General features: G+C 60.7%; 20 protein-coding genes and 1 pseudogene. 11 read left to right on the top strand and 10 right to left on the bottom strand.

Annotation, left to right across the window (positions count from 1 at the left end; translation table 11 throughout):
- Nucleotides 1-272: 272 nt before the first annotated feature.
- The gene (locus QWJ46_RS28485) at nucleotides 273-809 is read right to left on the bottom strand and encodes a GNAT family N-acetyltransferase (protein WP_302755631.1); all 537 of its coding nucleotides are present in this window, start codon (nucleotides 807-809) and stop codon (nucleotides 273-275) included.
- Nucleotides 810-1,056: 247 nt separating this feature from the next.
- Here QWJ46_RS28485 and QWJ46_RS28490 point away from each other — a divergent pair.
- Nucleotides 1,057-1,308: pseudogene (locus tag QWJ46_RS28490) on the top strand (sensor histidine kinase); the annotation flags it as partial.
- 10 nt (nucleotides 1,309-1,318) lie between these two features.
- Nucleotides 1,319-1,720: a response regulator gene (locus QWJ46_RS28495; protein WP_302755632.1), complete on the top strand. Its 402-nt coding sequence runs from the start codon at nucleotides 1,319-1,321 to the stop codon at nucleotides 1,718-1,720.
- A gap of 206 nt (nucleotides 1,721-1,926) precedes the next feature.
- On the opposite strand, the gene QWJ46_RS28500 is transcribed toward QWJ46_RS28495, so the two are convergent.
- Complete coding sequence (locus QWJ46_RS28500; RefSeq protein WP_302755633.1) at nucleotides 1,927-3,318, bottom strand: PLP-dependent aminotransferase family protein; 1,392 nt, start codon at nucleotides 3,316-3,318, stop codon at nucleotides 1,927-1,929.
- Between the two features lie 198 nt (nucleotides 3,319-3,516).
- Here QWJ46_RS28500 and QWJ46_RS28505 point away from each other — a divergent pair, with 198 nt between their 5' ends.
- Together QWJ46_RS28505 and QWJ46_RS28510 are read left to right on the top strand one after the other, a co-directional pair.
- Nucleotides 3,517-4,380 carry a DMT family transporter gene (locus QWJ46_RS28505; protein ID WP_184460259.1) on the top strand — a complete coding sequence of 288 codons (864 nt, stop codon included), beginning with the start codon at nucleotides 3,517-3,519 and terminating at the stop codon, nucleotides 4,378-4,380.
- Between the two features lie 173 nt (nucleotides 4,381-4,553).
- Nucleotides 4,554-5,000 (top strand): DUF4168 domain-containing protein, encoded by a 447-nt coding sequence (locus QWJ46_RS28510; protein WP_184460258.1) that lies wholly within the window; start codon nucleotides 4,554-4,556, stop codon nucleotides 4,998-5,000.
- A gap of 202 nt (nucleotides 5,001-5,202) precedes the next feature.
- Here QWJ46_RS28510 and QWJ46_RS28515 read toward each other — a convergent pair whose 3' ends face one another.
- Together QWJ46_RS28515 and QWJ46_RS28520 are read right to left on the bottom strand one after the other, a co-directional pair.
- Nucleotides 5,203-5,589 (bottom strand): cupin domain-containing protein, encoded by a 387-nt coding sequence (locus tag QWJ46_RS28515; RefSeq protein ID WP_184460251.1) that lies wholly within the window; start codon nucleotides 5,587-5,589, stop codon nucleotides 5,203-5,205.
- Between the two features lie 155 nt (nucleotides 5,590-5,744).
- A complete protein-coding gene (locus QWJ46_RS28520) occupies nucleotides 5,745-6,011 on the bottom strand; it encodes a DUF2277 domain-containing protein (RefSeq protein ID WP_302755634.1) in 267 nt (88 codons plus the stop codon).
- 229 nt (nucleotides 6,012-6,240) lie between these two features.
- Between QWJ46_RS28520 and QWJ46_RS28525 the strand changes: the two genes are divergently transcribed.
- Nucleotides 6,241-6,603 (top strand): DUF5071 domain-containing protein, encoded by a 363-nt coding sequence (locus tag QWJ46_RS28525; protein ID WP_302755635.1) that lies wholly within the window; start codon nucleotides 6,241-6,243, stop codon nucleotides 6,601-6,603.
- Between the two features lie 241 nt (nucleotides 6,604-6,844).
- On the opposite strand, the gene QWJ46_RS28530 is transcribed toward QWJ46_RS28525, so the two are convergent.
- Complete coding sequence (locus QWJ46_RS28530; protein WP_302755637.1) at nucleotides 6,845-8,056, bottom strand: ROK family protein; 1,212 nt, start codon at nucleotides 8,054-8,056, stop codon at nucleotides 6,845-6,847.
- 201 nt (nucleotides 8,057-8,257) lie between these two features.
- On the opposite strand from QWJ46_RS28530, the gene QWJ46_RS28535 reads away from it, so the two are divergent.
- The 6 genes from QWJ46_RS28535 (at nucleotide 8,258) to QWJ46_RS28560 (ending at nucleotide 16,519) form a co-directional block, all read left to right on the top strand.
- Complete coding sequence (locus tag QWJ46_RS28535) at nucleotides 8,258-9,532, top strand: ABC transporter substrate-binding protein (RefSeq protein WP_302755639.1); 1,275 nt, start codon at nucleotides 8,258-8,260, stop codon at nucleotides 9,530-9,532.
- Nucleotides 9,533-9,738: 206 nt separating this feature from the next.
- Nucleotides 9,739-10,623 carry a carbohydrate ABC transporter permease gene (locus QWJ46_RS28540; RefSeq protein WP_302755672.1) on the top strand — a complete coding sequence of 295 codons (885 nt, stop codon included), beginning with the start codon at nucleotides 9,739-9,741 and terminating at the stop codon, nucleotides 10,621-10,623.
- Nucleotides 10,623-11,474 carry a carbohydrate ABC transporter permease gene (locus QWJ46_RS28545; protein ID WP_302755640.1) on the top strand — a complete coding sequence of 284 codons (852 nt, stop codon included), beginning with the start codon at nucleotides 10,623-10,625 and terminating at the stop codon, nucleotides 11,472-11,474. The genes QWJ46_RS28540 and QWJ46_RS28545 overlap by 1 nt, the downstream gene beginning before the upstream one ends.
- Before the next feature lie 37 nt (nucleotides 11,475-11,511).
- Nucleotides 11,512-12,657, top strand: coding sequence for an ABC transporter ATP-binding protein (locus QWJ46_RS28550; protein WP_302755641.1), 1,146 nt, complete (start codon nucleotides 11,512-11,514; stop codon nucleotides 12,655-12,657).
- A gap of 17 nt (nucleotides 12,658-12,674) precedes the next feature.
- On the top strand, nucleotides 12,675-14,807 hold the full coding sequence (locus QWJ46_RS28555) for a beta-galactosidase (RefSeq protein WP_302755642.1): 2,133 nt from the start codon (nucleotides 12,675-12,677) through the stop codon (nucleotides 14,805-14,807).
- A 581-nt stretch (nucleotides 14,808-15,388) separates the two neighbouring features.
- Entirely contained in the window at nucleotides 15,389-16,519 is a 1,131-nt protein-coding gene (locus QWJ46_RS28560; RefSeq protein ID WP_302755644.1) for an RNA ligase, read from the top strand.
- Between the two features lie 283 nt (nucleotides 16,520-16,802).
- Here QWJ46_RS28560 and QWJ46_RS28565 read toward each other — a convergent pair whose 3' ends face one another.
- The 5 genes from QWJ46_RS28565 to QWJ46_RS28585 all read right to left on the bottom strand — a co-directional run bounded on the left by QWJ46_RS28565 (nucleotide 16,803) and on the right by QWJ46_RS28585 (nucleotide 20,831).
- Nucleotides 16,803-17,405: a hypothetical protein gene (locus tag QWJ46_RS28565; RefSeq protein ID WP_302755645.1), complete on the bottom strand. Its 603-nt coding sequence runs from the start codon at nucleotides 17,403-17,405 to the stop codon at nucleotides 16,803-16,805.
- 596 nt (nucleotides 17,406-18,001) lie between these two features.
- Nucleotides 18,002-18,163 (bottom strand): hypothetical protein, encoded by a 162-nt coding sequence (locus QWJ46_RS28570; protein ID WP_302755647.1) that lies wholly within the window; start codon nucleotides 18,161-18,163, stop codon nucleotides 18,002-18,004.
- Nucleotides 18,164-18,252: 89 nt separating this feature from the next.
- Entirely contained in the window at nucleotides 18,253-18,885 is a 633-nt protein-coding gene (locus QWJ46_RS28575; RefSeq protein WP_302755648.1) for a hypothetical protein, read from the bottom strand.
- 198 nt (nucleotides 18,886-19,083) lie between these two features.
- Nucleotides 19,084-20,022 carry a sialate O-acetylesterase gene (locus QWJ46_RS28580; RefSeq protein WP_302755650.1) on the bottom strand — a complete coding sequence of 313 codons (939 nt, stop codon included), beginning with the start codon at nucleotides 20,020-20,022 and terminating at the stop codon, nucleotides 19,084-19,086.
- Between the two features lie 470 nt (nucleotides 20,023-20,492).
- The gene (locus tag QWJ46_RS28585) at nucleotides 20,493-20,831 is read right to left on the bottom strand and encodes a hypothetical protein (protein ID WP_184460232.1); all 339 of its coding nucleotides are present in this window, start codon (nucleotides 20,829-20,831) and stop codon (nucleotides 20,493-20,495) included.
- Nucleotides 20,832-20,833: the final 2 nt, after the last annotated feature.

Here is a 20,833-nt window from a genome sequence, read left to right on the forward strand (position 1 = left end):
GCATTCCCTCGAACAGATCGTCGCCCACCATCATCCCCCACGCAAATCAACGACCCACAGAATCACAATCCAATCGCCGCCGCCACAAAACATTCACAGGCTCTGAGGTGCGCAGCCCGTAGGGCGGAGCCTCGAAGCACGCCCCAACGCTGCTCCTTGCCGCCCCATCGCCGGCACGTCCACCTCGCCGTTGCGGCCCCCGGGGGATGAGGCTCTCTTGAGTGCCGATCCAATCGATGGCGCGGGAACAAAATCGCGGACAATGCGCCAAATTATGCCGACCCATCCTCGTCGAATAAAAGCGACATGCCGATCGCATCGATGAACCGACCATCGATGCGCGCGGCGCGCCGGATTATGCCTTCGCGCACGAAGCCCAGTTTTTCATAGAGTGCGATCGCACGGCTATTGTCCTCATACACATCGAGTTCGATCCTCATAAAACCAGCTTCCCGCGCGGCTCTCAATGTGGTTTCGATGAGCTTCCGCCCGAGACCCTGGCCGCGATAGGCGGGAAGAATCCCCATACCGAGGTTTCCGCGATGGGCGTGGGACGGGAAGAAATGCCGGCTGATATCGCACCAGCCGACGACCTCTTCGCCAATCACAGCAACGAATTGCGGATTGCCCTTTGCGATCATGCCCATCACGAACTCACGCGTCTGAGGCAGGGGTGTGGCTTCGAGCATGGACAAGTATTTTTTCTCCCGCGCGACCGCGTCGAGGGCGCGATGAAAACTGTCGATATACGCGGCGGCGATCGGTTCGACGTTGACGCCTGACGTTTTGGGTGTTGTTGCGGTGGCCACAAGGTCTCCTTCGCAGACAGCGAAATATCCAAGGCAGACATGTCGCGGACCCGCAACGAAGCGCATAATTCACCGTCCGTCAACTTTTGCGTGTCAATTTCGAGGGAACGGGCGCCATCAAAAGGTTGCGAGTATTGAAGGTCAGGCTCACATCGCACATCACGCTGGTCCTGGTGGAGCCAGGGTACGCGCGATCATGATCGGCAACAGACCGGCGATAGCTCGCGCCTGGGTTGATGGGAGAATGGTGGAAATCGCCATCGCCGATAGTAGCATCGGCATGGATACGGATGATCTTCCGAAACTGTTTCAACCTTATTATCGCGCCCGCAGCGCGACGGAGATTGCCGGAACCGGCCTTGGCCTGAACGTCGTCAAGCAGGTCATCGAACTACACGGCGGCACCGTCGAGGTGACGAGTGAGCTTGGCAAGGGCACAACATTCACCATCTCTCTGCCAATAGAGTTTCTATTGTCGGATCAACAAGTCGCAGCTTAAGGAAGAGCTTATGGTTACAGTCCTGTGCATAGAAGACGAAGTCGAGATCCGGAATCTCCTCGTCGAAGAGTTGAGCGAGGCCGGCTACAGGACGCTCGAGGCCTCGAACGGCGCCGAAGGCCTGGAAATGATCCTGTCGAAATGGCCGGATATCGTCATCAGCGATATTTCCATGCCTGTCATGGATGGGCATCAGCTTCTGGCGGAGATCCAGATCAATCATCTGGAGCTTTCCAACATTCCCTTCATCATGCTGACGGCGCTGACAGACCGGGAAAACACGCTCGCCGGCCTGCGGGCCGGTGCTGCGGATTATCTGACGAAGCCGCTCGACTTCGACCTCCTGCTCGCCAAGCTGGAGGGCTGCGTGACGCGGCTGGAGAACGATAAGGCGCTCAATAGGTCGTTTTGATGGGTGGTAGAAGACCCCGCCCCAAACCCCTCCCCACAGGGGGGAGGGGCTTAATTTGCCGCACCGGTTTTCCAAATCTTCGAGGCTTCGGAAGGAGCGAGGCCGTGCCCCAGATTAGTCCCTCCCCCTTGTGGGGAGGGGTTGGGGAGGGGTCTTCCTTCGGAGCGTAAGCGAAGGGCATGATTGGGTGTGCGATGAGGTTGATCCTACCTTCCCAACACGTCCCCCAACACCGCAAACACTCTCTCATCCAGCGTCTGCGACACATTGAACCGCATGAAATTCGTCGCCGATTGCGACAGGCTGAACGCATTGCCCGGCGCCAGCACGACCCGCTTCTCCAATGCCGCCCGCGCCACATCAGCCGCGTCGATGCCGTCGGGCAGGCGGCACCAGAGGAACATGCCGGCCTGGGGCTCCAGCCAGGGTTTTATCCCGAAGCCCTTCAGGTGGGCCGAGACCTCGGTCATGGCGCGCGCCAGCCGCTGCCTGAGTATTTCCATGTGTTTGCGATAGCCGCCGTCGCTCAAGACGTTGAGCACCAGCTCGGCCGTCATCCGGCCGCCGCCGAAGGAGGTGGCGATCTTGAGGTCGGTGAGGCCCTCGATCCATTCGGGCCTGGCGGCGACGAAGCCGCAGCGGGCGGAGGCCGAAAGCGTCTTCGAAAAGCTGCCGATGTGGATGACGCGCTCGAGCCCGTCGAAAGCGGCAAGGCGGGGTGCGGCCGTATATTCGAAATCAGCAAAGATATCGTCTTCGATGATGGTGAGATCGAACTGGTCGGCGAGCTTCAGCACTCGGTGGGCCGTGACGGGAGAAAGCGTGGCGCCCGTCGGATTATGGATGGCGGAGTTGGTGATGTAGAGCCGCGGCCGATATTCGGCGAGCGTCTGCGCGAAGAGTTCGAGATCGGGGCCGGAGGATGTATAGGGCACGCCGACGATCTTCGCCCGGTGGGCGCGCAGCAATGCGTGAAAGTTGAAGTAGCAGGGGTCATCGACCAAGACCGTATCGCCGGGCTCGAGCAGGAAACGGCAGAGCAGGTCGATCGCCTGCGTGCCGGACTCGGCGAGCAGGATCTGATTCGGCGAGGCCTCGATGCCGCGCTCGCCCATGCGCCGCGAAATCAGCTGGCGCAGCGGCGGCAGGCCGAGCGGCGAGCCGTAATCGGCAAGGGCCGGCCCCTCGGCGCGGGCAAGCGTTCGGAGTGCCCGGCGCATGCCCTCGCCGGGCAGCCAGGAGGGCGGCAGCCAGCCGCACCCGGGCTTCAGATCGGCTTCATCCGCCTCCAGCGATTGCCGCGAAATCCAGAGGGGATCGACGGCGCGGTCGAGCTTCGGCCCGGCCTCGGCCAGCGCGAAGGGGGCCGCCTGGTTGGCGACATAGAAGCCGGAACCCGGCCGTGACAGGATCGCACCCTCGGCGACCAAGCGCTCATAGGCGTCGACGACGGTCGAGGTTGAGAGCTTCATGCTGGCCGCGAGGCCGCGCACCGAGGGCAGCCTTGCTCCCGGTGTCAGGCTGCGCCCGGCGATGCGCTGCCGGATCGTCGCCATAACCATCTCGACGCGGGTGCGCCCCGCCATCTCTGCGTTCATCCGTACTGCCTTTTGAACCGTAACAGTTTTTCGAAACCGTATCAGACCGTCACTGTCGTGGCTATCGGCATTGGCGGATAAGGGTGACGGCCCGTTCTCGCGACTTCGATTCAGCTAACGCGCCTGAGGTTATTATTTATGCATGCCGTTCTCTCAGCCGCAGGGTTTCGACGACATGCATCTCGGAAGGAATGCATGATGGAGCGAATGACGGCAGGGTGGGTCAATGGTTTGATCGGTGTGGTGATCTTCAGCGGCTCGCTGCCGGCGACGCGCGTGGCGGTGGCGCAGTTCGATCCCGTCTTCCTGACCGTTGCGCGCGCGGCGATCGCCGGGCTGCTGGCGCTCGGCCTGCTGATCGTCTTTCGTGAAAAGCGGCCGGCCGGGCGCGATATCCTCTCGCTGGCCGTTGTCGCGCTCGGCGTCGTGGTCGGCTTTCCGCTGCTGACGGCGCTGGCGCTGCAGCATGTCACGTCAGCCCATTCGATCGTCTTCGTCGGTCTGCTGCCGCTTGCAACGGCCATCTTCGGCGTCATCCGCGGCGGTGAGCGGCCGAAGCCGGCCTTCTGGCTTTTCTCCATCCTCGGCAGTACGCTGGTTGCGGGCTTTGCCCTGACGCAAGGCCTGACGGCCTCGCCGGTCGGCGACCTGTTGATGCTGGCGGCCATTCTCGCCTGCGGTCTCGGTTATGCCGAGGGCGGCCGGCTGTCGCGCACGCTCGGCGGCTGGCAGGTGATTTCCTGGGCGCTGGTCCTGTCGCTGCCGATCATGATTGCAGTCGCGTTCGCCTACCGGCCGGAAAGTTTCGCCGGCATCGAAACGCCGGCGCTCATCGGCCTTGCCTATGTCTCGCTGTTCTCGATGCTCATTGGTTTCATCTTCTGGTATCGCGGCCTCTCGCTGGGCGGCATCGCCGCCGTCGGCCAGTTGCAGCTGCTCCAGCCCTTCTTCGGCCTGGCGCTCGCCGCCACCCTGCTGCACGAGCCGGTGACGTGGGGCATGCTCGGCGTTACGGTCGCGGTTATTCTCTGCGTGATGGGTGCGCGGAAGTTTGCGAAGTAGCGGCTGGCGTCGGGCCACAAAGCTGCCGCTCAATCGTCAGCAAATGGCCCTGTTATCGCCGCACTGAGCCCTTTTCAGCCTTCATCGTTGCGACCTCGCCAGCCTTTAGATCGGCTGAGCGATCGACCGAGGCGGTCTTGCTGCCGTCCAAAATCACCGGAAAAGGAATGAAAATGATCACTCGTTACACATCCCTCGCAACGATGACAGCCGCGGTGTTCAGTCTGCTTGCTCTCAGCCCGGCATCCGCGACCGAGCTTGCCCAGGCGCAACAGCAGCCGCCGGCACAGGGCCAGGCGCCGATGCAAGGACAGGGTGGTACCGGTGCGGCTGCCCCTGTCAGTGATCAGAAACTCGAGGCCTTTGCCGTTGCCTATGTGCAGGTCGATAAGGTCAGGCAGGAATATTCCGCCAAGATCGACGCGACGAAGGACCAGGCTGCGAAGCAAAAGCTGCAGGAAGAAGCCAAGAAGCAGATGGTCGACACCGTCCAGGCCTCTCACGACATCTCGGTCGAGGAATATTCGTCGATCCTGACGGCCGCGCAGAGCGACCCGGCTCTCGCCAAGAAGGTTCTGGACAAGATCGGTACCCCGCCGCCGGCGCAGCCGCAGCAGTAAGGTCGCATGAGGACATAAGCTGTGCACGCAGCTAATTTCTGAGATCACCTGCTTCAAAAAGCAGCGCCTGCCGCCGGCGGGAGCTGCTATCCATTTTTTGCGCAGGTGTCGCGCTAGCTGATCAGGTTCCAACTATCCTGATCAGTTTCAAGACGAGTCCGACGCATGGGGCGTGCGCCCGACGCCGAACTCAATGCAACCTTCACTTGACCGGCATGACCAGCGCCTCGCCCTTATGCACGATATAGGTCGCCAGTTCCGAAGCCTTGCCGCTGCCGACATTCTTGGCCGAGTGCACCACGCCGGACGGAATGAACAGCGACTGGCCGGCCTTGAGGGTCACCGGCTCCCTGCCTTCGAGCTGATATTCCAGTGTTCCCTCGATGACGAAGGCGATCTCTTCGCCGGGATGCGAGTGGTTCGGAGCAAGAACGCCGGGCGCGAAATCGACGCGCACCTGAACGGCCTCATGGCCGGGCACGTCGATATCGCTTCTGAGGAGGTCGGTGCGCTGCAGCGGCTGTTCCGCATTCGCTGCCGCCGCGCCGCCGAGGAGAATGGCGAGCGCCATGGCCTGGATCATTTTCATCGTGTCATCCTTCCTGAATTGATCGTTTCCGGCTCGTTGGCCGCGTCGCCATTTCAGTCGATGATTGAACCAGGGATGTGTCTGGAAACCTGTGTTTTTGTAAGCGAATGTATCTGCAGGTCCGGCTGAGATTCCCTGCCAGAACGAGGCTTGGCTTACCCGAACCGCATCGCGGATCTCGCCCGCGCCTTCGCCGCTACTTCCTCGCGATCGCGAGGCGGCTGAGACGTCTCCAACGAATCGAGCAATTCACGGGCGCAAGCTGCGATCGAACTGACCGCGCGTTCGAAGGCGGCCTCATTGCGCTTCGACGGCTTGGTCGTTCCGCTGAGCTTGCGCACGAACTGCAGCGCGGCATCATGGATCTCTTCGTCCGTCGCCGGCGGGTCGAAGTTGAACAGAGGTTTTATGTTTCGGCACATGGTTTGCTCGCGTGATTTTCTCTTTGTCGCTAAGGGGAGGGTGTCCTCGCATAAAAGGTAGTCGCGCGAGCGTGAAATGCAACCGCCCCAGGGGGAGGCTGCGCCACTCGGAGCGCATTCAGGGATCAGCGAGCGGAGGCCGATGTTTGGAGCAGGAATGCGTTGGAAAACCTGTATTTTTGCACGCAAGCTTATCTGCGGCGCGGCCGGCCGATGTTAGGAAGTCGTAATGGATATCAAAAGCCTCTTACCTTGTCACAAACATGATCTTGCGGCAGTCTCGGCCATTGAGAAGGCGGGCTTTCCTGCGGTGGCACCAATTCTCGATGATCTCCTGGCATGGATCGCTGACGGCAACTGGCCGGTCGCTAGGCCACTTGCCCGGTTTCTGGCATCGCTTGGCAATCCCATCGTCGAGCCAGTCATGCACGTACTTGCCGGAAAAGACTCTGGCTGGAAGTATTTTTGTCTGGATTTGATTGTTCGTCACCTTCCTGCTGACAGCATTGGCAGGCTGCACGAGGTGCTCTATCAGCTAGCGATCAATCCGAATGACGATGATCGCGTCGATGCCGATGGAGATGCCGGCTAGCCTGTTTCGTTGTGCCGTGTGGTACCCCCTCTGCCCTGCCGGGCATCTCCCCCACAAGGGTGGAGATCGGCAAGAGGTTGGACCATCGTTCCCTCTTGACCATAGCGCAGCAGCTATAAGGTAGTTGTTTGGGGAAGCCATCGCGCCCAGCCGATCTCCCCACCTGTGGGGGAGATGCCCGGCAGGGCAGAGGGGGGTGCGGCACGGCTGGCCAGGCAAGAGCGATCCCGCCGTTCTCTCATCAAGCCGCCGACGTCGAACCTCTCACGCCGAGTGTCCCAATATCCGTCACCCCGCCCGACGATTCAAAGTCGAAGATCTTCTGCGTCACCAGCGCCGCCGCACCCCGGGCCCAGGAATTGTCCTCCCAGTCGGGCAGCAGCGGTGGGGCGGTGCGGAAGGTGCGGGCGGCCAAAGCCTCGCGCAGCGGCGTCAGGAAGGGATCGCCGAGGGAGACGGCTTCGCCGCCGGCGACGATGACTTCGGGATCGGTGATGTTGACGAGGTTGGCGAGTGCGGTGCCGATGCCGCGGCCGGATTCGGCGACGAGGGTGAGGGCGGTCGCGTCGCCCGATGAAAGCGCTTCGCGGAGTTCGGGCAGGCCGAGCTCGTCGCCGCGGCCGGTCGCTTCGCGCCAGCGGCGCAGCATCGAGAGTTCGGAGTGATAGGCCATCAGGCAGCCGCGCTTGCCGCATTCGCAGAGGCGGCCGTTCTCCTCGAACAGGGTATGGCCGAATTTGCCGGCCGCGCCATTGGCGCCGCGATAGAGCTTGCCGTCGATGACAAGCGCACAGCTGATGCCGACGCCGACGGCGAGCACGGCCATGTTGCGGTGCTGGCGGCCGAGGCCGAAGAGCTGCTGGGCGATGGCATAGGCATTGGTATCGTCCTCCAGCCAGACCGGCACGTGGACGCGGGCGGCGACCAGCGCGGCCAGCGGAACGTTGTCCCATTTGAAGCGGTGGCTGCGCACGCAGGCTGTTTGTTCGTGGTTGATGACGCCGGGCATGGAGATGCCGATACCGGCAAGCTTGGCTTTCGGCCGGCCGGCGAGCTTCACCAGTTCGGGCACGGTGTCGGCCAGGAGATCGGCGACATAATCCGGATCGTGGCCCTTCAGATCGACGCGCATGGCGGCGAGAGGATTGGTGGCAAGATCGGTCGCCACGCATTCCACCGAATCCACCATCAGCTTGAAGCCGAGGGCGAGCGAGTGCTCGTAATTGATTTCGACCGGGATCGGCCGGCGGCCGGCGGGGCCGGGCACGGCCTTGCCCTCGGTGACGATGCCTTCCTCCAGCAGATCGGCGACCACAAAGGTGACGGCAGCGGGGCTGAGCCCGATCACCGTTGCGATATCGGCGCGGCTCCTCGGCCCTTCGCGGCGGAGAAGGTTGAGGATGAGGCGTCGGTTCATGGCTCTCGCCGTGGTCTGGTCGCCTTTCAGCTTCACGATGCATTCCTTAATTTTGTAAATTAATTATTGCGGGCTCGCACAATCTATGCATAAGTTCGGCCGCCGATCAACTGAGGCAGCCGGATTGTACGGTCGGGTTCAGGAGGCGGGATCGGCGCGTGGAAGGCCTGCGTGAGCGCGCTCCAAGGAGGAGGCGGCTCGGCCAGGCGGTGTTGTCGATCAACCGGGAGGAATTCAATGGTATTCTTAAAGCATTTTCCCTCAACCACCCGCAGAAGCTTCCTGAAAGGGGCGGGCGTGGTTTCGGCGGCGGCGGTCACGGGCAGCTTTCCGATGCCTGCGATTGCGCAGGCGCAGGACGTCACCATCATCTCGTCGGAAAATAACGGCGCTGCCCTCGATGCGCTGAAGGCGATCGCGGCGGGCTTTGGCAAGGAAGCCGGCGTCAAGGTCGTCGTCAACAATATGGACCACGAGGCGCACAAGACGGCGATCCGCAACTATCTGGTCGCCGGCGCGCCCGACATCTGCTTCTGGTTCTCGGGCAACCGCATGCGCGCCTTCGTCAAGCGCGGGTTGTTCGACGATATTTCCGATCTCTTCGAAAAGGAAAAATACAAGGACGTGCTGGGTGCGACGGCCGGCGCCGTCACCGAAGACGGCAAGCAATACGGCCTGCCCACCGGCGGCACGCTCTGGGGCATGTTCTACCGCAAGGACGTGTTCGATCAATACGGGCTGACCGTGCCGAAGACGGCGGACGAGTTCCTGGCCTATGGCGAAAAGTGCAAGGCGGCAGGCATCACCCCGGTTGCGATCGGCACCAAGGAATTGTGGCCGGCGGCCGGCTGGTTCGATCAGATGAACCTGCGCATCAACGGACTCGACCGGCACATGGCGCTGATGAACGGCGAGATGAGCTATCTCGATCCGGCGCTGACCCCCGTCTTCGACCAGTGGGAAGCGATGATCGGCAAGGGCTTCTTCACGCCGAACCACACCTCCTTCGGCTGGCAGGAGGCCGCAGCACTGCTGGCGCAGAAGAAGGCCGGCATGATGAACCTCGGCGCCTTCCTGCGCTCGGCCTTCACCGAGGCTGATCTGCCGCAGCTTGCCTATGCGACCTTCCCGGTGCTCGATCCGAAGATCGGCCATTTCGAGGAGTTCTCGGTCAACTCCGTCCATATTCCCGCCAAGGCGAAGAACAAGCAGGGCGCGCGCGATTTCCTCGCCTATTTCTACAAGCCGGAGAACCTGGCGGCCTATCTGGAGCCGGGCGGCAACGTGCCGCCGCGCAACGACCTGCCGGCGAGCAAGGATCCGCTCGTCAATGTCGCCGTCGAGACGATGAAGACGGTGCAGGGCGCCTCGCAATATTACGACCGCGACAGCGACCCCGACATGGCCCAGGCCGGCCTCGTCGGTTTCCAGGAGTTCATGGCGAAGCCGGATCGGCGTAAGGCCATCCTTACGCGGCTCGAGGGGACGCGGAAGCGGATTTATAAGATCTGAGCTTGGGGGCGCACATTCTGAAGCTGCCCCTCACCCTAACCCTCTCCCCGTAAAAACGGGGAGAGGGGACGTGCCCTGCGAGACGTATGCAGGGGACGGAGAGATCGCGGCTCGGTCCCTTCGCTCCGTGAGCGGGGAGAAGGTGGCGGCAGCCGGATGAGGGGCACCCCATGAGCGGCAGCCTGGTCACACAAGAGGTTCTCGACATGCAGACAATATGGCGCCGCCAGCGGTGGTGGCTGACTCCGACTCTGCTCATCGCGCCGGCGATCGTGCTGTTCTTCACCGTCATCCTGCTCTCGGCGGTGCGCAGCGTCTGGATCAGCTTTCACGAGTGGGATGGTTTCGGGCCGATGGTCTGGATCGGGCTCGGCAATTACGTCGAGCTCTATAACGATCCGCAATTCTACGTGTCGCTGAAGAACAATCTGATCTGGCTCGTCATGTTCATGGCAGCACCGCCGATCGGGCTCGCCATCGCGCTGCTGGTCAACCAGAAAATCGCCGGCATGCGCTTCCTGAAGTCGCTGTTCTTCATTCCGCTGGTGCTGGCATCAGTGACGGTGGGCGTCGTCTTCACCTGGGTCTATACGCCGGAATTCGGGCTGCTGGCGCTGATCTTCCGGGCCTTCGGGGCGGTGGCGCCGGCGGTGCTTTCCGATGAGCATTTCGTCACCTTCGCGATCGTCATCGCGGCACTCTGGCCGCAGATCACCTTCTGCATGGTGCTTTATCTCGCCGGCCTCAACAATCTGAGCGAAGAGCTGATCGGGGCGGGCCGCGTCGATGGGGCGAGGGGCTGGGACATGCTGCGCCATATCGTGCTGCCGCAGCTGACGCAGGTCACCTTCATCGCCATTGCGGTGACGGTCGTCGGCGCGCTGCGCTCCTTCGACATGATCTCGGTGATGACGGCGGGCGGACCGTTCGGCTCCTCCTCGGTGCTTGCCTACCAGATGTACGAGCAGTCGATCTTTTCCTACCGCTTCGGCTACGGCGCGGCGATCGCCTCGGTGCTCTTCGTGATCATGGCCGTGTTCATCGCCTGGTATCTCACCCACATCATCCGCAGCGAAGAGAGGGGAGGCTGATGTATCCTCGTCCGATACCGGAAACCGCGATCTGGCAGCGCCGGTTCTATGTGTCCGCCGTCATCATCGTGCTCCTTCTCTGGCTCTGCCCGCTCTTTGCGATCATCCTCACCTCCTTCCGCTCGACTGCTGATGTGATGGGCGGCAATCTCTGGGGCTGGCCGACCGAGATCGGCGTCATCGACAATTACAGGGCTGTCTTCACCGACACGCCGATGGCGCGCTATTTCCTCAACAGCCTGACGATCACCATTCCCTCCGTCATCGGCGTACTCGTCATGTCGACGCTCGCGGGCTTCGTGCTGTCGCGCTACCGCTTTCGCGGCAACATGCTGATCTTCGCGCTCTTCGTCGGCGGCAATTTCCTGCCGCACCAGATCATGATGATCCCGGTGCGCGACCTGATGGTGCGGCTCGACCTGATCGATACGACGGTGGCGCTGATCATCTTCCACGTCGCCTTCCAGACGGGGTTTGCGACACTCTTCATGCGCAATTTCATCGCAGCCTTGCCGGACGAGCTGTTCCAGGCGGCGCGCGCCGAAGGGGCGTCGCCCTTCCAGACGCTCGTCCATGTGGTGATCCCGCTGGTGCGGCCCGCACTCGCCGCGCTCGCCATCCTGATCTTCACCTTCGTCTGGAACGATTATTTCTGGGCCGTGGTGCTGACGGTCAGCGATAGCGTCAAGCCGGTGACGGCGGGCCTTGCCAATCTGCGCGGCGAGTGGGTCTCGGCCTGGAACCTGGTTTCGGCGGGCACAATCGTCGTCGCCGTGCCGCCCGTCGTGATGTTCTTCCTGATGCAGCGGCATTTCATCGCCGGCCTCACCATGGGCGCGGTGAAGGGATGAGCCGGCGTCTTCCGTTTCAACAAGAGAGGGCCAGGACATGACCAGTCTCGAACTTCGTGCGATCAACAAGAATTATGGCGCCTATCACGCGCTGCGCGGCATCGATCTTTCCGTGGCGCAGGGCGAGTTCATCGTCATGGTCGGTCCGTCAGGCTGCGGCAAGTCCACGCTTCTGAAGAGCATTGCCGGGCTGGAGGCGATCTCCTCGGGCCAGATCCTGATCAACGGCCGTGATGTGAGCCGGCAGGAGCCGGGCGATCGCGGCATCGCCATGGTCTTCCAATCCTATGCGCTCTATCCGCACATGACGGTGGCTGAGAATATGGGCTTTGGCCTGCGCATGGCGAAGCGCCCGAAGGCCGAGATTGACGCGGCGGTCGCCCGCGCCGCGAAGATCCTGCGCATCGACGACCAGCTCGACAAGCGGCCGAAGCAGCTTTCCGGCGGGCAGCGGCAGCGCGTGGCGATCGGCCGGGCGATCACCCGCTCGCCCGAGGTTTTCCTGTTCGACGAGCCGCTGTCGAACCTCGATGCGGCGCTCAGAACCCAGATGCGCGTCGAACTCAGCAGCCTGCATGCCGAGCTCGGCGCCACCATGGTCTATGTCACCCACGACCAGGTGGAGGCGATGACCATGGCAAGCCGCATCGTCGTGTTGAACAAGGGCATTATCGAGCAGGTCGGCTCGCCGCTGGAGCTTTACCGCAACCCCGATAATCTCTTCGTCGCCGGCTTCCTCGGCGCGCCCAGAATGAATTTCCTCGGCGTTACTATTGACGACGTCTCCGGCTGTAGCGTCACGGTCTCCGCCCCCGGCCTTGCACCCCTGACGGTGGAGCTTGCCCAGCCGACGACGCTTTCGAAAGGCTCGGATCTCACGCTCGGCGTGCGGCCGGAGGCGATCTCGGTGGTCGCCGAGGGCAGCGAGGGCGGGGCCATGCATGGCGAGGTCCGCCTCGTCGAGCATCTCGGCCGCGAGACCATTCTCTATGTCGATGCCGGCAGTCTCCGCACCATCGCGTCGGAAAGCGGCACCGGCAACATCACCGCGCAGCTCTCCTATGTCGCGCCCTTTGCCGCCGGGCAGAAGGTGGCGCTGAAGCTCGATGCGAACGAGCTCTATCTCTTCTCCCCCGATGGCGGCCGCACGATCAGCGCCCGCAAGACCATCCTCGACAAGTAATCAGGAAAGAACCGCCCGTGTCCGACAAGACCCTCTCCGCATGGAACACCGTCAAGACCGACCGCTTCCTCGTCGGTGTGCCGCACTATCCCGAACATGTCGACGAAAGCTATTGGGAGCGCGATGCCGAGCGCATGGCAAAAGCCGGCTTCAATGTCGTGCGCATGGCCGAATTCGCCTGGCACATTCTGGAGCCGAAGCTCGGCACCTATGATTTCGATCTCTTCGACCGCGCCATCGCGATCCTCGGGCGCCACGGCATCGACACCATCATGTGCACGCCGACGGCCACACCGCCGCGCTGGCTGACGGCTGCGCACCCTGAAATTCTAAGGGTCGATGGCAAGGGCCGGCCGATGAGCCACGGCTCGCGCCAGCATTGCGATACGGCAAGCCCTGTTTTCCGCGAGCACAGCAAGCGCATCACCCGGGCGATGGCCGAGCATTATCGCGGCAATCCCTTCGTCGTCGGCTGGCAGACCGACAATGAGCTCAACACCAGCATGCCGGAGAGCTTTTCCCAAGCGACGCTCACCGAATTCCAGGCCTTCCTCGCCGATAAATACCGCGAGATATCAAAGCTCAACGCCGCCTGGGGCGGTGATTTCTGGGCGACTGCCTATGACAGCTTCGATCAGGTGGTGCTGCCGATCGAATTCGGCCCGACCTTCCCGAGCCCCGGCCATCTGCAGGATTACCACCGCTTCCTCGCCTTCTCCACGGCGCGCTTCCAGCACGACCAGGTGGAGATCCTCAGGGAGGTGAAATCCTCCTGGTTCTTCTTCCACAATCTCGGGGGCCTCCGGGATATCGATTTCCGCGGCCAGTTCAGCAAGGATCTCGATTTCGTCGGCTACGACATCTATCCCATGCTCTATGACGAGTTCATGCGGCTCGGCAACCACGCCAAGGTGCAGGCGCTGCACCTCGATATCTGCCGCGGTTTCTCCGGCAATTACATCGTGCCCGAGCAGCAATCGGGCTTCGGCAGCCAGCCGGGCTTCTGCACGCTGACGCCGGAGCCGGGCGAGCTGCGCCGCATGGCGCTCTCCTCGGTCGCGCACGGTGCCGACGGCCTGATGTTCTTCCGCTGGCGGCCGGCCCATTTCGGCGCCGAGATCTATTGGATGGGCATCATCGACCATGACGATATCGGCCGCCATCGCTATGAGGAAGCGACGCGCTTCGCGACCGAGATGACGGCGCTGAAAGACAAGATCCTCGGCACTTATGTGCGCATGGATGTCGGCATCGCCGGCTCCGACTTCGACAATCAGGAAGCCCACAAAACCTATCCGATCGGCCTGCCGAGCCCGCAGGACGATGCGATCCTGCTGCATCAGCATTGTTACGATCGCGGCATCGCCTGCGGCTTCATCCATCCGGAGGACGATCTTTCCAAACTGAAGCTCTTCTATGTCCCCCATTGGGTGATGTGGAAGGACGAATGGACGGCAAAGCTCGAAGCCTTCGCCGCATCCGGCGGCACCGTCGTCATCGGCGCGCGCACCGGCACCCGCAATGAGGATAACCACGTCATCCGCGAAACCGCGCCCGGCACTGCGCTTTCCAAACTGACCGGTGTCCGCGTCGAAGATTTCGGCCGCCTCGCCGCCCCCGGCGCCAACGGCCTCTTCGACGTGATAGAGCGCTCCGGCGGCCTCGTCATCCCGCCGAACAAACCGGCCGAAAGCCACCGCCGCGTCCGCCGCTTCAAGATCGGCAACCGCGAAATGGCCGCCGGCCACTTCTACGAAAACCTCACCATCGACCCCGATGTCGAGGTTATCGCCGTCTGGTCCAACCGCTACGCCGAAGGCCAGCCGATGGCGACCTCGCGCAAGATCGGCAAGGGGCAGGTTGTCTATCTCGGGACGTATCTGACCCCGGAGCTGACCGAGGCGCTGACGGAGCGGCTGTTCGCGCCGGCGGGCGTGGAACCGCTGGTCGGCGGGTTGCCTGAGGGCGTGGAGGTGACGATGCGAATGAATGAGGAGCGGCGGCTGCTGTTCGTGCAGAATTATATGGATCAGGCTGTGACGGTGGGCGGGGTGCCGGCCGGGCGGGATCTGCTGGATGGGGAGAAGATGGTGGCGGGGAGGCTGGAGCTGGAGGGGTATGGGTGTGCGATTGTGGAGTTGGCGGGATGAGGCGATAAGGAAAAGGCGAACCGTGCGGCCCCCTCATCCGCCCTTCGGGCGCCTGCTCCCCAGCGGGGAGAAGGGAATCGCGGCAGCCGGATGAGGGGGCTGCACGCACAGGATCAGCCAAGCTTCGTCAGATGTGGACGATACGCGCTGGAGCGCATGTCAGAGATCGATGGAAAACTTGATCGGATCGTTCGGAGCGGCTCGCCGGCAACTGTGTTCTAACCGATTATTCCGCTATCGCATTGCAAGATGATGTTATCGACGTGGGCATAAGCGGTACCTGCAAAATTTGCGGCAAAGTACATTTCCTGGAAGTTATCGACGGTTGCCTCGATGTGTTCGATGAAAGGTTCTTGATAGTCCGAGGGGGATTGATGGTTCGGCTGCGCCGTTGACGATTGGGATGGTCGTGCTCAGGCAGCAAAGGCTGTGCTGGGTCCGAACCCAACAGGCGTTGCATCCATCAGAGCGGACGATCAAACCCATTAGTAAATCGCGTTTGACGGCGTGGAACGGCTGAACAATTGATAAATTCAGCCAAAATTAATTCTGAAGGCGATAAAAGAGGGTGCTGTGAAAAGATGAACGACCCGATACACCCTGCACGCCAAATCCCGTTTCCCGACCTTATCGCTGGCTTGAAGCGAGCCCAAGGGCTTGGCCATGTCCATCGCCGTCCGAACGCAACCGGTACTTTGCAGCTCTACATCTATACGCCCCGGTGCGTATATGAGGATGGTTGGGATCAGTTTTCGCTGATCGCTCGCGGTCTCATTGTGGACGAGGGCGCTGGTCGGGTCGTTGCCACGCCGTTTCCGAAGTTTTTCAATGTCGGCGAGCGGCATGGCGAAGTACCCGATCTGCCGTTTGAGGCGTTCGAAAAGCTCGATGGTAGTCTGATAATCGTGTTCAATGATGCTGGCCGTTGGCACGCGGCCACCAAAGGCGCGTTCGACTCCGAACAGGCCCTATGGGCTCAAGCACGCTTGGATGCCCACGATCTCTCCGGTCTGTCGCCGGATACGACATATCTGTTCGAGGCGGTATATCCGGAAAACAGAATTGTCGTGCGATATGCGGAACCTGCCATGGTGATGTTGGCGGCCTACCACGCTTCAGGTTTTGAAGTAACCTACGACGAGGTTCGAACGACCAGCCAAGCGTTGGGATGGCGTGCGGCCGAACGCCATGCGTTCGGGAATATGGCGGACATGATGCTCCATACTGCAACCCTCCCACGCGACAACGAGGGATTTGTCGTTAGATTCACAAATGGCTTGCGCCTCAAACTCAAAGGCTCCGAGTACCGTCGTATCCATGCGTTGATCTCACGCTGCACGCCATTGGCATTGTGGGAAGCAATGGCCGCTGGGGACGACATGGCCGCGATTCGTCGTGATTTGCCGGAAGAGTTTTGGAGCGATTTTGACAACATCGTACTCCTCCTGACGAAGGAATACGCGGGGATGGAAAGGAAGGTCGCTGAACTGGCAGCATCTGTCGCCCATCTTTCCGATAAAGAGTTGGGATTGTCGCTCAATTCACTGCCTGCTGACGTGGGTCCTTACGTTTTTGGCTTGCGAAAAGCAGGTGCAATCATAGGCAAGTCCCGAGACGCGTTGATGCGTTCCATCAGACCCACTGGCAATGTGTTGCCAGGTTACCAGCCGTCATATGCCATGGGGCGTGTGATTGATGAGGCAACACCGTAGATTGGCAGCGTACAGTAGCTCTGGCGTGAATCCGGGATCGGAGAAGGCCTCGGCTGAGAGGTTCCTTCGGCTGTGACATTGAGGCAATAATGCGTTAATAGCGGCATCAAGTGGAACGTGTGCTTTGCTTCAGAAGGCGTTCGAATTCCTCTGCGGCAGGTCAGTCTGTCCAAGGGACGAGACTCTGAGTCTCAGCGGCACCTTCAGCGGTCTTTGTCCAATCGCGCTACCCCTTAGAAGCCCTCAGAGGGCGGGCTTTCTGGGATGATAGAGGGACGTCCCCCTAGTTGCCCCAGCCGATTTGGAACCGATCAAATCGAACCTCGCTCAATGGCTGGTTGGTGGTGCTCAGCCTCACCGAACGAAGAACGAGATGTAGCTCGGGGGAATAGTATTGTTCGAAAATAATCGGAGGCAATTCCGTCAGTTTCAGACGGCTGTTGATGGCCCAAACTTTGTAGGAGCAAGATCCAATAGTTTCCTCTTCCAAGCCGTCGAACCTGATAAAAGTCGTGCCCGAAACGGATTTTTTGCCATTGATGAAAAGCGTGGTGCCGGATTGCCAGTTCTTCTTCTGTGGTAGATCGTCCAATGCAATCGCATTCGCGTATTTCAGTTCATGCGTCCCGCTGGCACTTACTCTCTTTTCGACGAGCAAGGGGTGCAAATATACAGCCGACACCGGCTGCAGTGAGCCGTCGCGCTCCATCAGCCGTTGTTCGGTGAGACCCGGGCCGTTCGGCTTGTAGAATACGGAATAGAAAGGCGCTTCTCTGGTCAGCAGCACGCCCTGTTCGATTTCTTTGGCGGTTAAGCAATCGCCAAAGGCTGGTACCGCCAATGTTATTCCAACCAGTAGCGACAAACTTCTTAGCAAGATCGACATCCCAGATTCCCTCATCCAAGTCCGCTACCACGGTGCTTGGGTGAAATTGGGGAGATCAAAGTCGTCGGCCCGGGCTGGCCCATAGCCTTGACTTGAAGCTTGCTTCGGTAACCGAGCAGGGATTTGTGCATCTGAATGCCAGAGGCCAAATGCTAATGCATCAAGAGTATATGAGGTTGCGTTGAGAAATTGCGTTCATGTTCGCACAGGAGAGAAGTGTGCGGCTGAAGTTGGTGTTGCAGCAAGCGAATTAATTTAGCGTGCAAGTACTCGCTTCGCGCTTCGAAACTCCTACGGGGCGCTACTTCTCCTCCCTCATTCCTGTGCTCGTCACAGGAATCCAGCCACGGCGCGTCTGCGCCGTGATTGACTCAAACTAGGGGCGGAGATGTGTCTCCTGCGCCCAAGGACTTGGGCGCGCTGGATCCCTGTGACATCCCTGGGTCAAGCCCGAGGATAGGGATGAGAGGCGTTTGGGGCACCGTCCCCCCGAAGCGGCATCCTCCAACCTCCTCATGCTGAGGTGCGCAGCCCGAAAAGGGCGGAGCCTCGAAGCACGCGCCGAACGCTGCTCCTTGCATCCACCAGCCGCGCTTTCAGAACGCGAGCACGGTCTTGCCGGAGCTGTGCCGGCCGGTTTCCGTATCGGCGATGACCGACCAGGCGAAGGGCGCTTGCAGGCCGATTGCCGGCCGCAGCGTGCCACTGCCGGCAAGGAAGGATTGGACCGCTGCAAAATTGTCAAAAAAATAGAGCATTTCCGGACGCAAACAGAAACGGAAATGCTCTCAGTTCGGTGCGAAGCTTACCAGAGTCGGCTTCGCACCTCTCACATCTCGCCATGTGGCTATTCGTCTGGCGCCGCCGACGCGGCGTTTTCCAGCGAGGTGCGGATCTGATCAATCTTGCCGTCGGCATCGCCAACCCCGAGAATGGTCTTGGCTTCATCCAGGACCGCCGGGCTGACCTGACCGGTTTTCGTTGCGGAAGCCAACGCATCCTCCAGCGCCTGATCGCCCAGCAGGGGATCGTCGGCCGCAGGCTCGATACCGTTGTCGATTTCATACTGGGCATAAGCCACGGCGTAAGCCGAGATGGCAGTCATGCGCGGGTCCGATGTGTGCATCAACGCCCTGTAATTTCGCTTCAAGGAATTCAGGCCCGCAAGCTGCGCCGACAGGTTCTTCTCCTTGGTGCTAGTGGCTGCGGTGTCTGACTTGCCCGACTTGGACTTGCCCGGTGCCTCGGACGATTTGCCTCTCACGGCTGACGAGTTGGAATTGCCGTGGTTTGAACCGCTGTTGTGGCCGCCACCGTTTCCGTGGCCACCGCCGTTACCGCCGCCGTTGCCACCACCATTGCCGCCGCCGTTTCCGCCGTCCTTTGCCAGTGCGCTCATGTCGAGCCCCGCAATCGTTGCCGGGCTTGCTGCAAGCGTCAGCGAAAGCACGGCCAGGGACGCTAAGGTTGTTATCCGCATCGTTTCCTCCGAATGAGACCAGATGCCGTGCAACTGCACGACGAGATCTGACTTGGAGAATAGATTGCTATCGCGCTCTGCACATCGGACGGAGGTCTGGCGAAGGGCCCCGGCTATGGTCCCAGAAGAAGCATCCGAGACTCGGCGTGCGGGCGGCCATGGTCGCTCGCGAAGGCGCGAGAACCGGTTCAGGGAAGACTATCGCGAGCTTTCCAGGTGGCTCTCGCCACGCAGAAGATTCAGCCAGGCCTGCGACACTTTCTCAGCGCCTGAGCCCCCGATATGGCAATCGTCGTAGCGGTCGTCTCCATCGAGTAACGCGTCAGAATTGACGCCCTCTCGGATACCGTGGCCGCTTCTTGATAGGGCCAGTTGCGCCCGTATGATCGCATTGTCCGGAATGTGCTCCTTGAAGCCGCCGTTGCTCGGTTCCAGGCATTTCGATGCGATCGAAATGTAAACGGGTGCTTCGACGCCGTGCTGACGCAATGTGTCAACCATCGACATGAAATGTTTCTGATAGGCCTCCGAAGTGGTGCCCATAACGAAGTCCGCCTCTCCTTGCACCCAGAGGACGCTCGTTACCCGATAACCGGAATCGTGAAGCTGTTTCATCGTATCGACAAGCATAGGATTGAGGTCACCGCCTGTCGCCCATCGTGCGACCTCTGATCCGCCATATGCGAGAGGTGCGAGGATGACATTGTCGTTTTGTCCCGATGCGATCAATTTGTTCCCCAGAAGCGTCCAGTACTCTCCCTTGGTATTGGTCGAGCCAAGAAGTGGCGACGCCGCGATGAAGCACCGTTTGTCAAAGGCGTTTACAACGCGAGCGCCATAATCCGACCGGTGCCGTTGTCCACCGTAGTTGGCCGCGTTCGATTGGCCAAGAATGAGTAGGACAGCAGTTCGATCAGTTTGCGTCGGGCAGGTCACAGTGGTTTTTGATTCATCGGCAACGAGTCGTTCCTTGTCGTCGAAAGTATAACGGCTTGGAGCTGCCGCCTTCTCTCCGGTAACCATTTTCTTCGCCGCGGAAAGTTGCGGCCAAGGAAAGATCTCATGTCTCGCGCTCGTGCCGCCGAGAAGGTACATGGCGATCAGGGCTGCCAGGCCGACTGCTACTGTTTTACGCATGTTGTTACCTTTAAAAGATCATTCGGCTATTCGAAGCTAGTCCAGCCACGAAAGCTCCTTTACACCTGCCACATCTGCTTGCTCGGGCATGCTCTTTGCAAAAAGAGTTCGTCGCGAAAACCGAGCCCCGAGCGAGGACTAGTCGCGTGGCGTCGCCAAAAACCTGCTCTAAACTATAGATCGGGCCAGTGATTACAATCATCCGGATGGGTGAGAGATCGTGCTCCGCAGCATCAACTTCATGGAGAAAACTCCCGTTGCTCGTCCACTGAAAGACGATCACAGATTGTAGCCCGAGGACAACGTGGGAGCGGAGCACCGGCTATTCGTCGCGGCCAACTGGTGGGGTCGGCGCGGGAGGGTCGATCTGATAGGGGCATCACCGCGGTCGTTGGCGATATTGCGCGCGACTGCATCACCCCCGGGTCAGCCCGAGACAGGAATGAAGAAGGAGAGTTGTTTGCCGCAAATCACGCCAGGCGCAAATCGAGCAGCGGGTGCAGCTTCTTCAGATTCGGCAGTGATTTTGCCTGCCACGGATGTTGATTGGTGCCTTTGACGATGAGCAGAAGGTCGCCCATCTTTCTGGCTTCGATGGTCAGCTTCGCCAGGAGGTTGATGCCCGAGGAATTCAGGAATTCGAGGCCCGTCAGATTGAACGTCACCTGTTTGTGCCCCTCATGGAGAAGGCCTGTTATCATTGAATAGATCGGCGCATAGGCGTCTGGGCCTGCCAGGCGGAAGACGCCATCGAAATACACCTCGTTTTTTTCCGCCCATACGCGGAAGCTTTCGTCGCTGATTTCCATTC

Source organism: Rhizobium sp. CBN3 (assembly GCF_030518245.1).
Classification (GTDB): domain Bacteria; phylum Pseudomonadota; class Alphaproteobacteria; order Rhizobiales; family Rhizobiaceae; genus Rhizobium; species Rhizobium aethiopicum_A.

Bases quoted from the DNA above. Each gene is read 5' to 3' on its own strand.
- QWJ46_RS28495 (WP_302755632.1), top strand. From the start codon at position 1,319: ATGGTTACAGTCCTGTGCATAGAAGACGAAGTCGAGATCCGGAATCTC.
- QWJ46_RS28500 (WP_302755633.1), bottom strand. From the start codon at position 3,318: ATGAACGCAGAGATGGCGGGGCGCACCCGCGTCGAGATGGTTATGGCG.
- QWJ46_RS28505 (WP_184460259.1), top strand. From the start codon at position 3,517: ATGGAGCGAATGACGGCAGGGTGGGTCAATGGTTTGATCGGTGTGGTG.
- QWJ46_RS28510 (WP_184460258.1), top strand. From the start codon at position 4,554: ATGATCACTCGTTACACATCCCTCGCAACGATGACAGCCGCGGTGTTC.
- QWJ46_RS28515 (WP_184460251.1), bottom strand. From the start codon at position 5,589: ATGAAAATGATCCAGGCCATGGCGCTCGCCATTCTCCTCGGCGGCGCG.
- QWJ46_RS28520 (WP_302755634.1), bottom strand. From the start codon at position 6,011: ATGTGCCGAAACATAAAACCTCTGTTCAACTTCGACCCGCCGGCGACG.
- QWJ46_RS28525 (WP_302755635.1), top strand. From the start codon at position 6,241: ATGGATATCAAAAGCCTCTTACCTTGTCACAAACATGATCTTGCGGCA.
- QWJ46_RS28535 (WP_302755639.1), top strand. From the start codon at position 8,258: ATGGTATTCTTAAAGCATTTTCCCTCAACCACCCGCAGAAGCTTCCTG.
- QWJ46_RS28540 (WP_302755672.1), top strand. From the start codon at position 9,739: ATGCAGACAATATGGCGCCGCCAGCGGTGGTGGCTGACTCCGACTCTG.
- QWJ46_RS28545 (WP_302755640.1), top strand. From the start codon at position 10,623: ATGTATCCTCGTCCGATACCGGAAACCGCGATCTGGCAGCGCCGGTTC.
- QWJ46_RS28550 (WP_302755641.1), top strand. From the start codon at position 11,512: ATGACCAGTCTCGAACTTCGTGCGATCAACAAGAATTATGGCGCCTAT.
- QWJ46_RS28560 (WP_302755644.1), top strand. From the start codon at position 15,389: ATGAACGACCCGATACACCCTGCACGCCAAATCCCGTTTCCCGACCTT.
- QWJ46_RS28565 (WP_302755645.1), bottom strand. From the start codon at position 17,405: ATGTCGATCTTGCTAAGAAGTTTGTCGCTACTGGTTGGAATAACATTG.
- QWJ46_RS28570 (WP_302755647.1), bottom strand. From the start codon at position 18,163: ATGCTCTATTTTTTTGACAATTTTGCAGCGGTCCAATCCTTCCTTGCC.
- QWJ46_RS28575 (WP_302755648.1), bottom strand. From the start codon at position 18,885: ATGCGGATAACAACCTTAGCGTCCCTGGCCGTGCTTTCGCTGACGCTT.
- QWJ46_RS28580 (WP_302755650.1), bottom strand. From the start codon at position 20,022: ATGCGTAAAACAGTAGCAGTCGGCCTGGCAGCCCTGATCGCCATGTAC.
- QWJ46_RS28585 (WP_184460232.1), bottom strand. From the start codon at position 20,831: ATGGAAATCAGCGACGAAAGCTTCCGCGTATGGGCGGAAAAAAACGAG.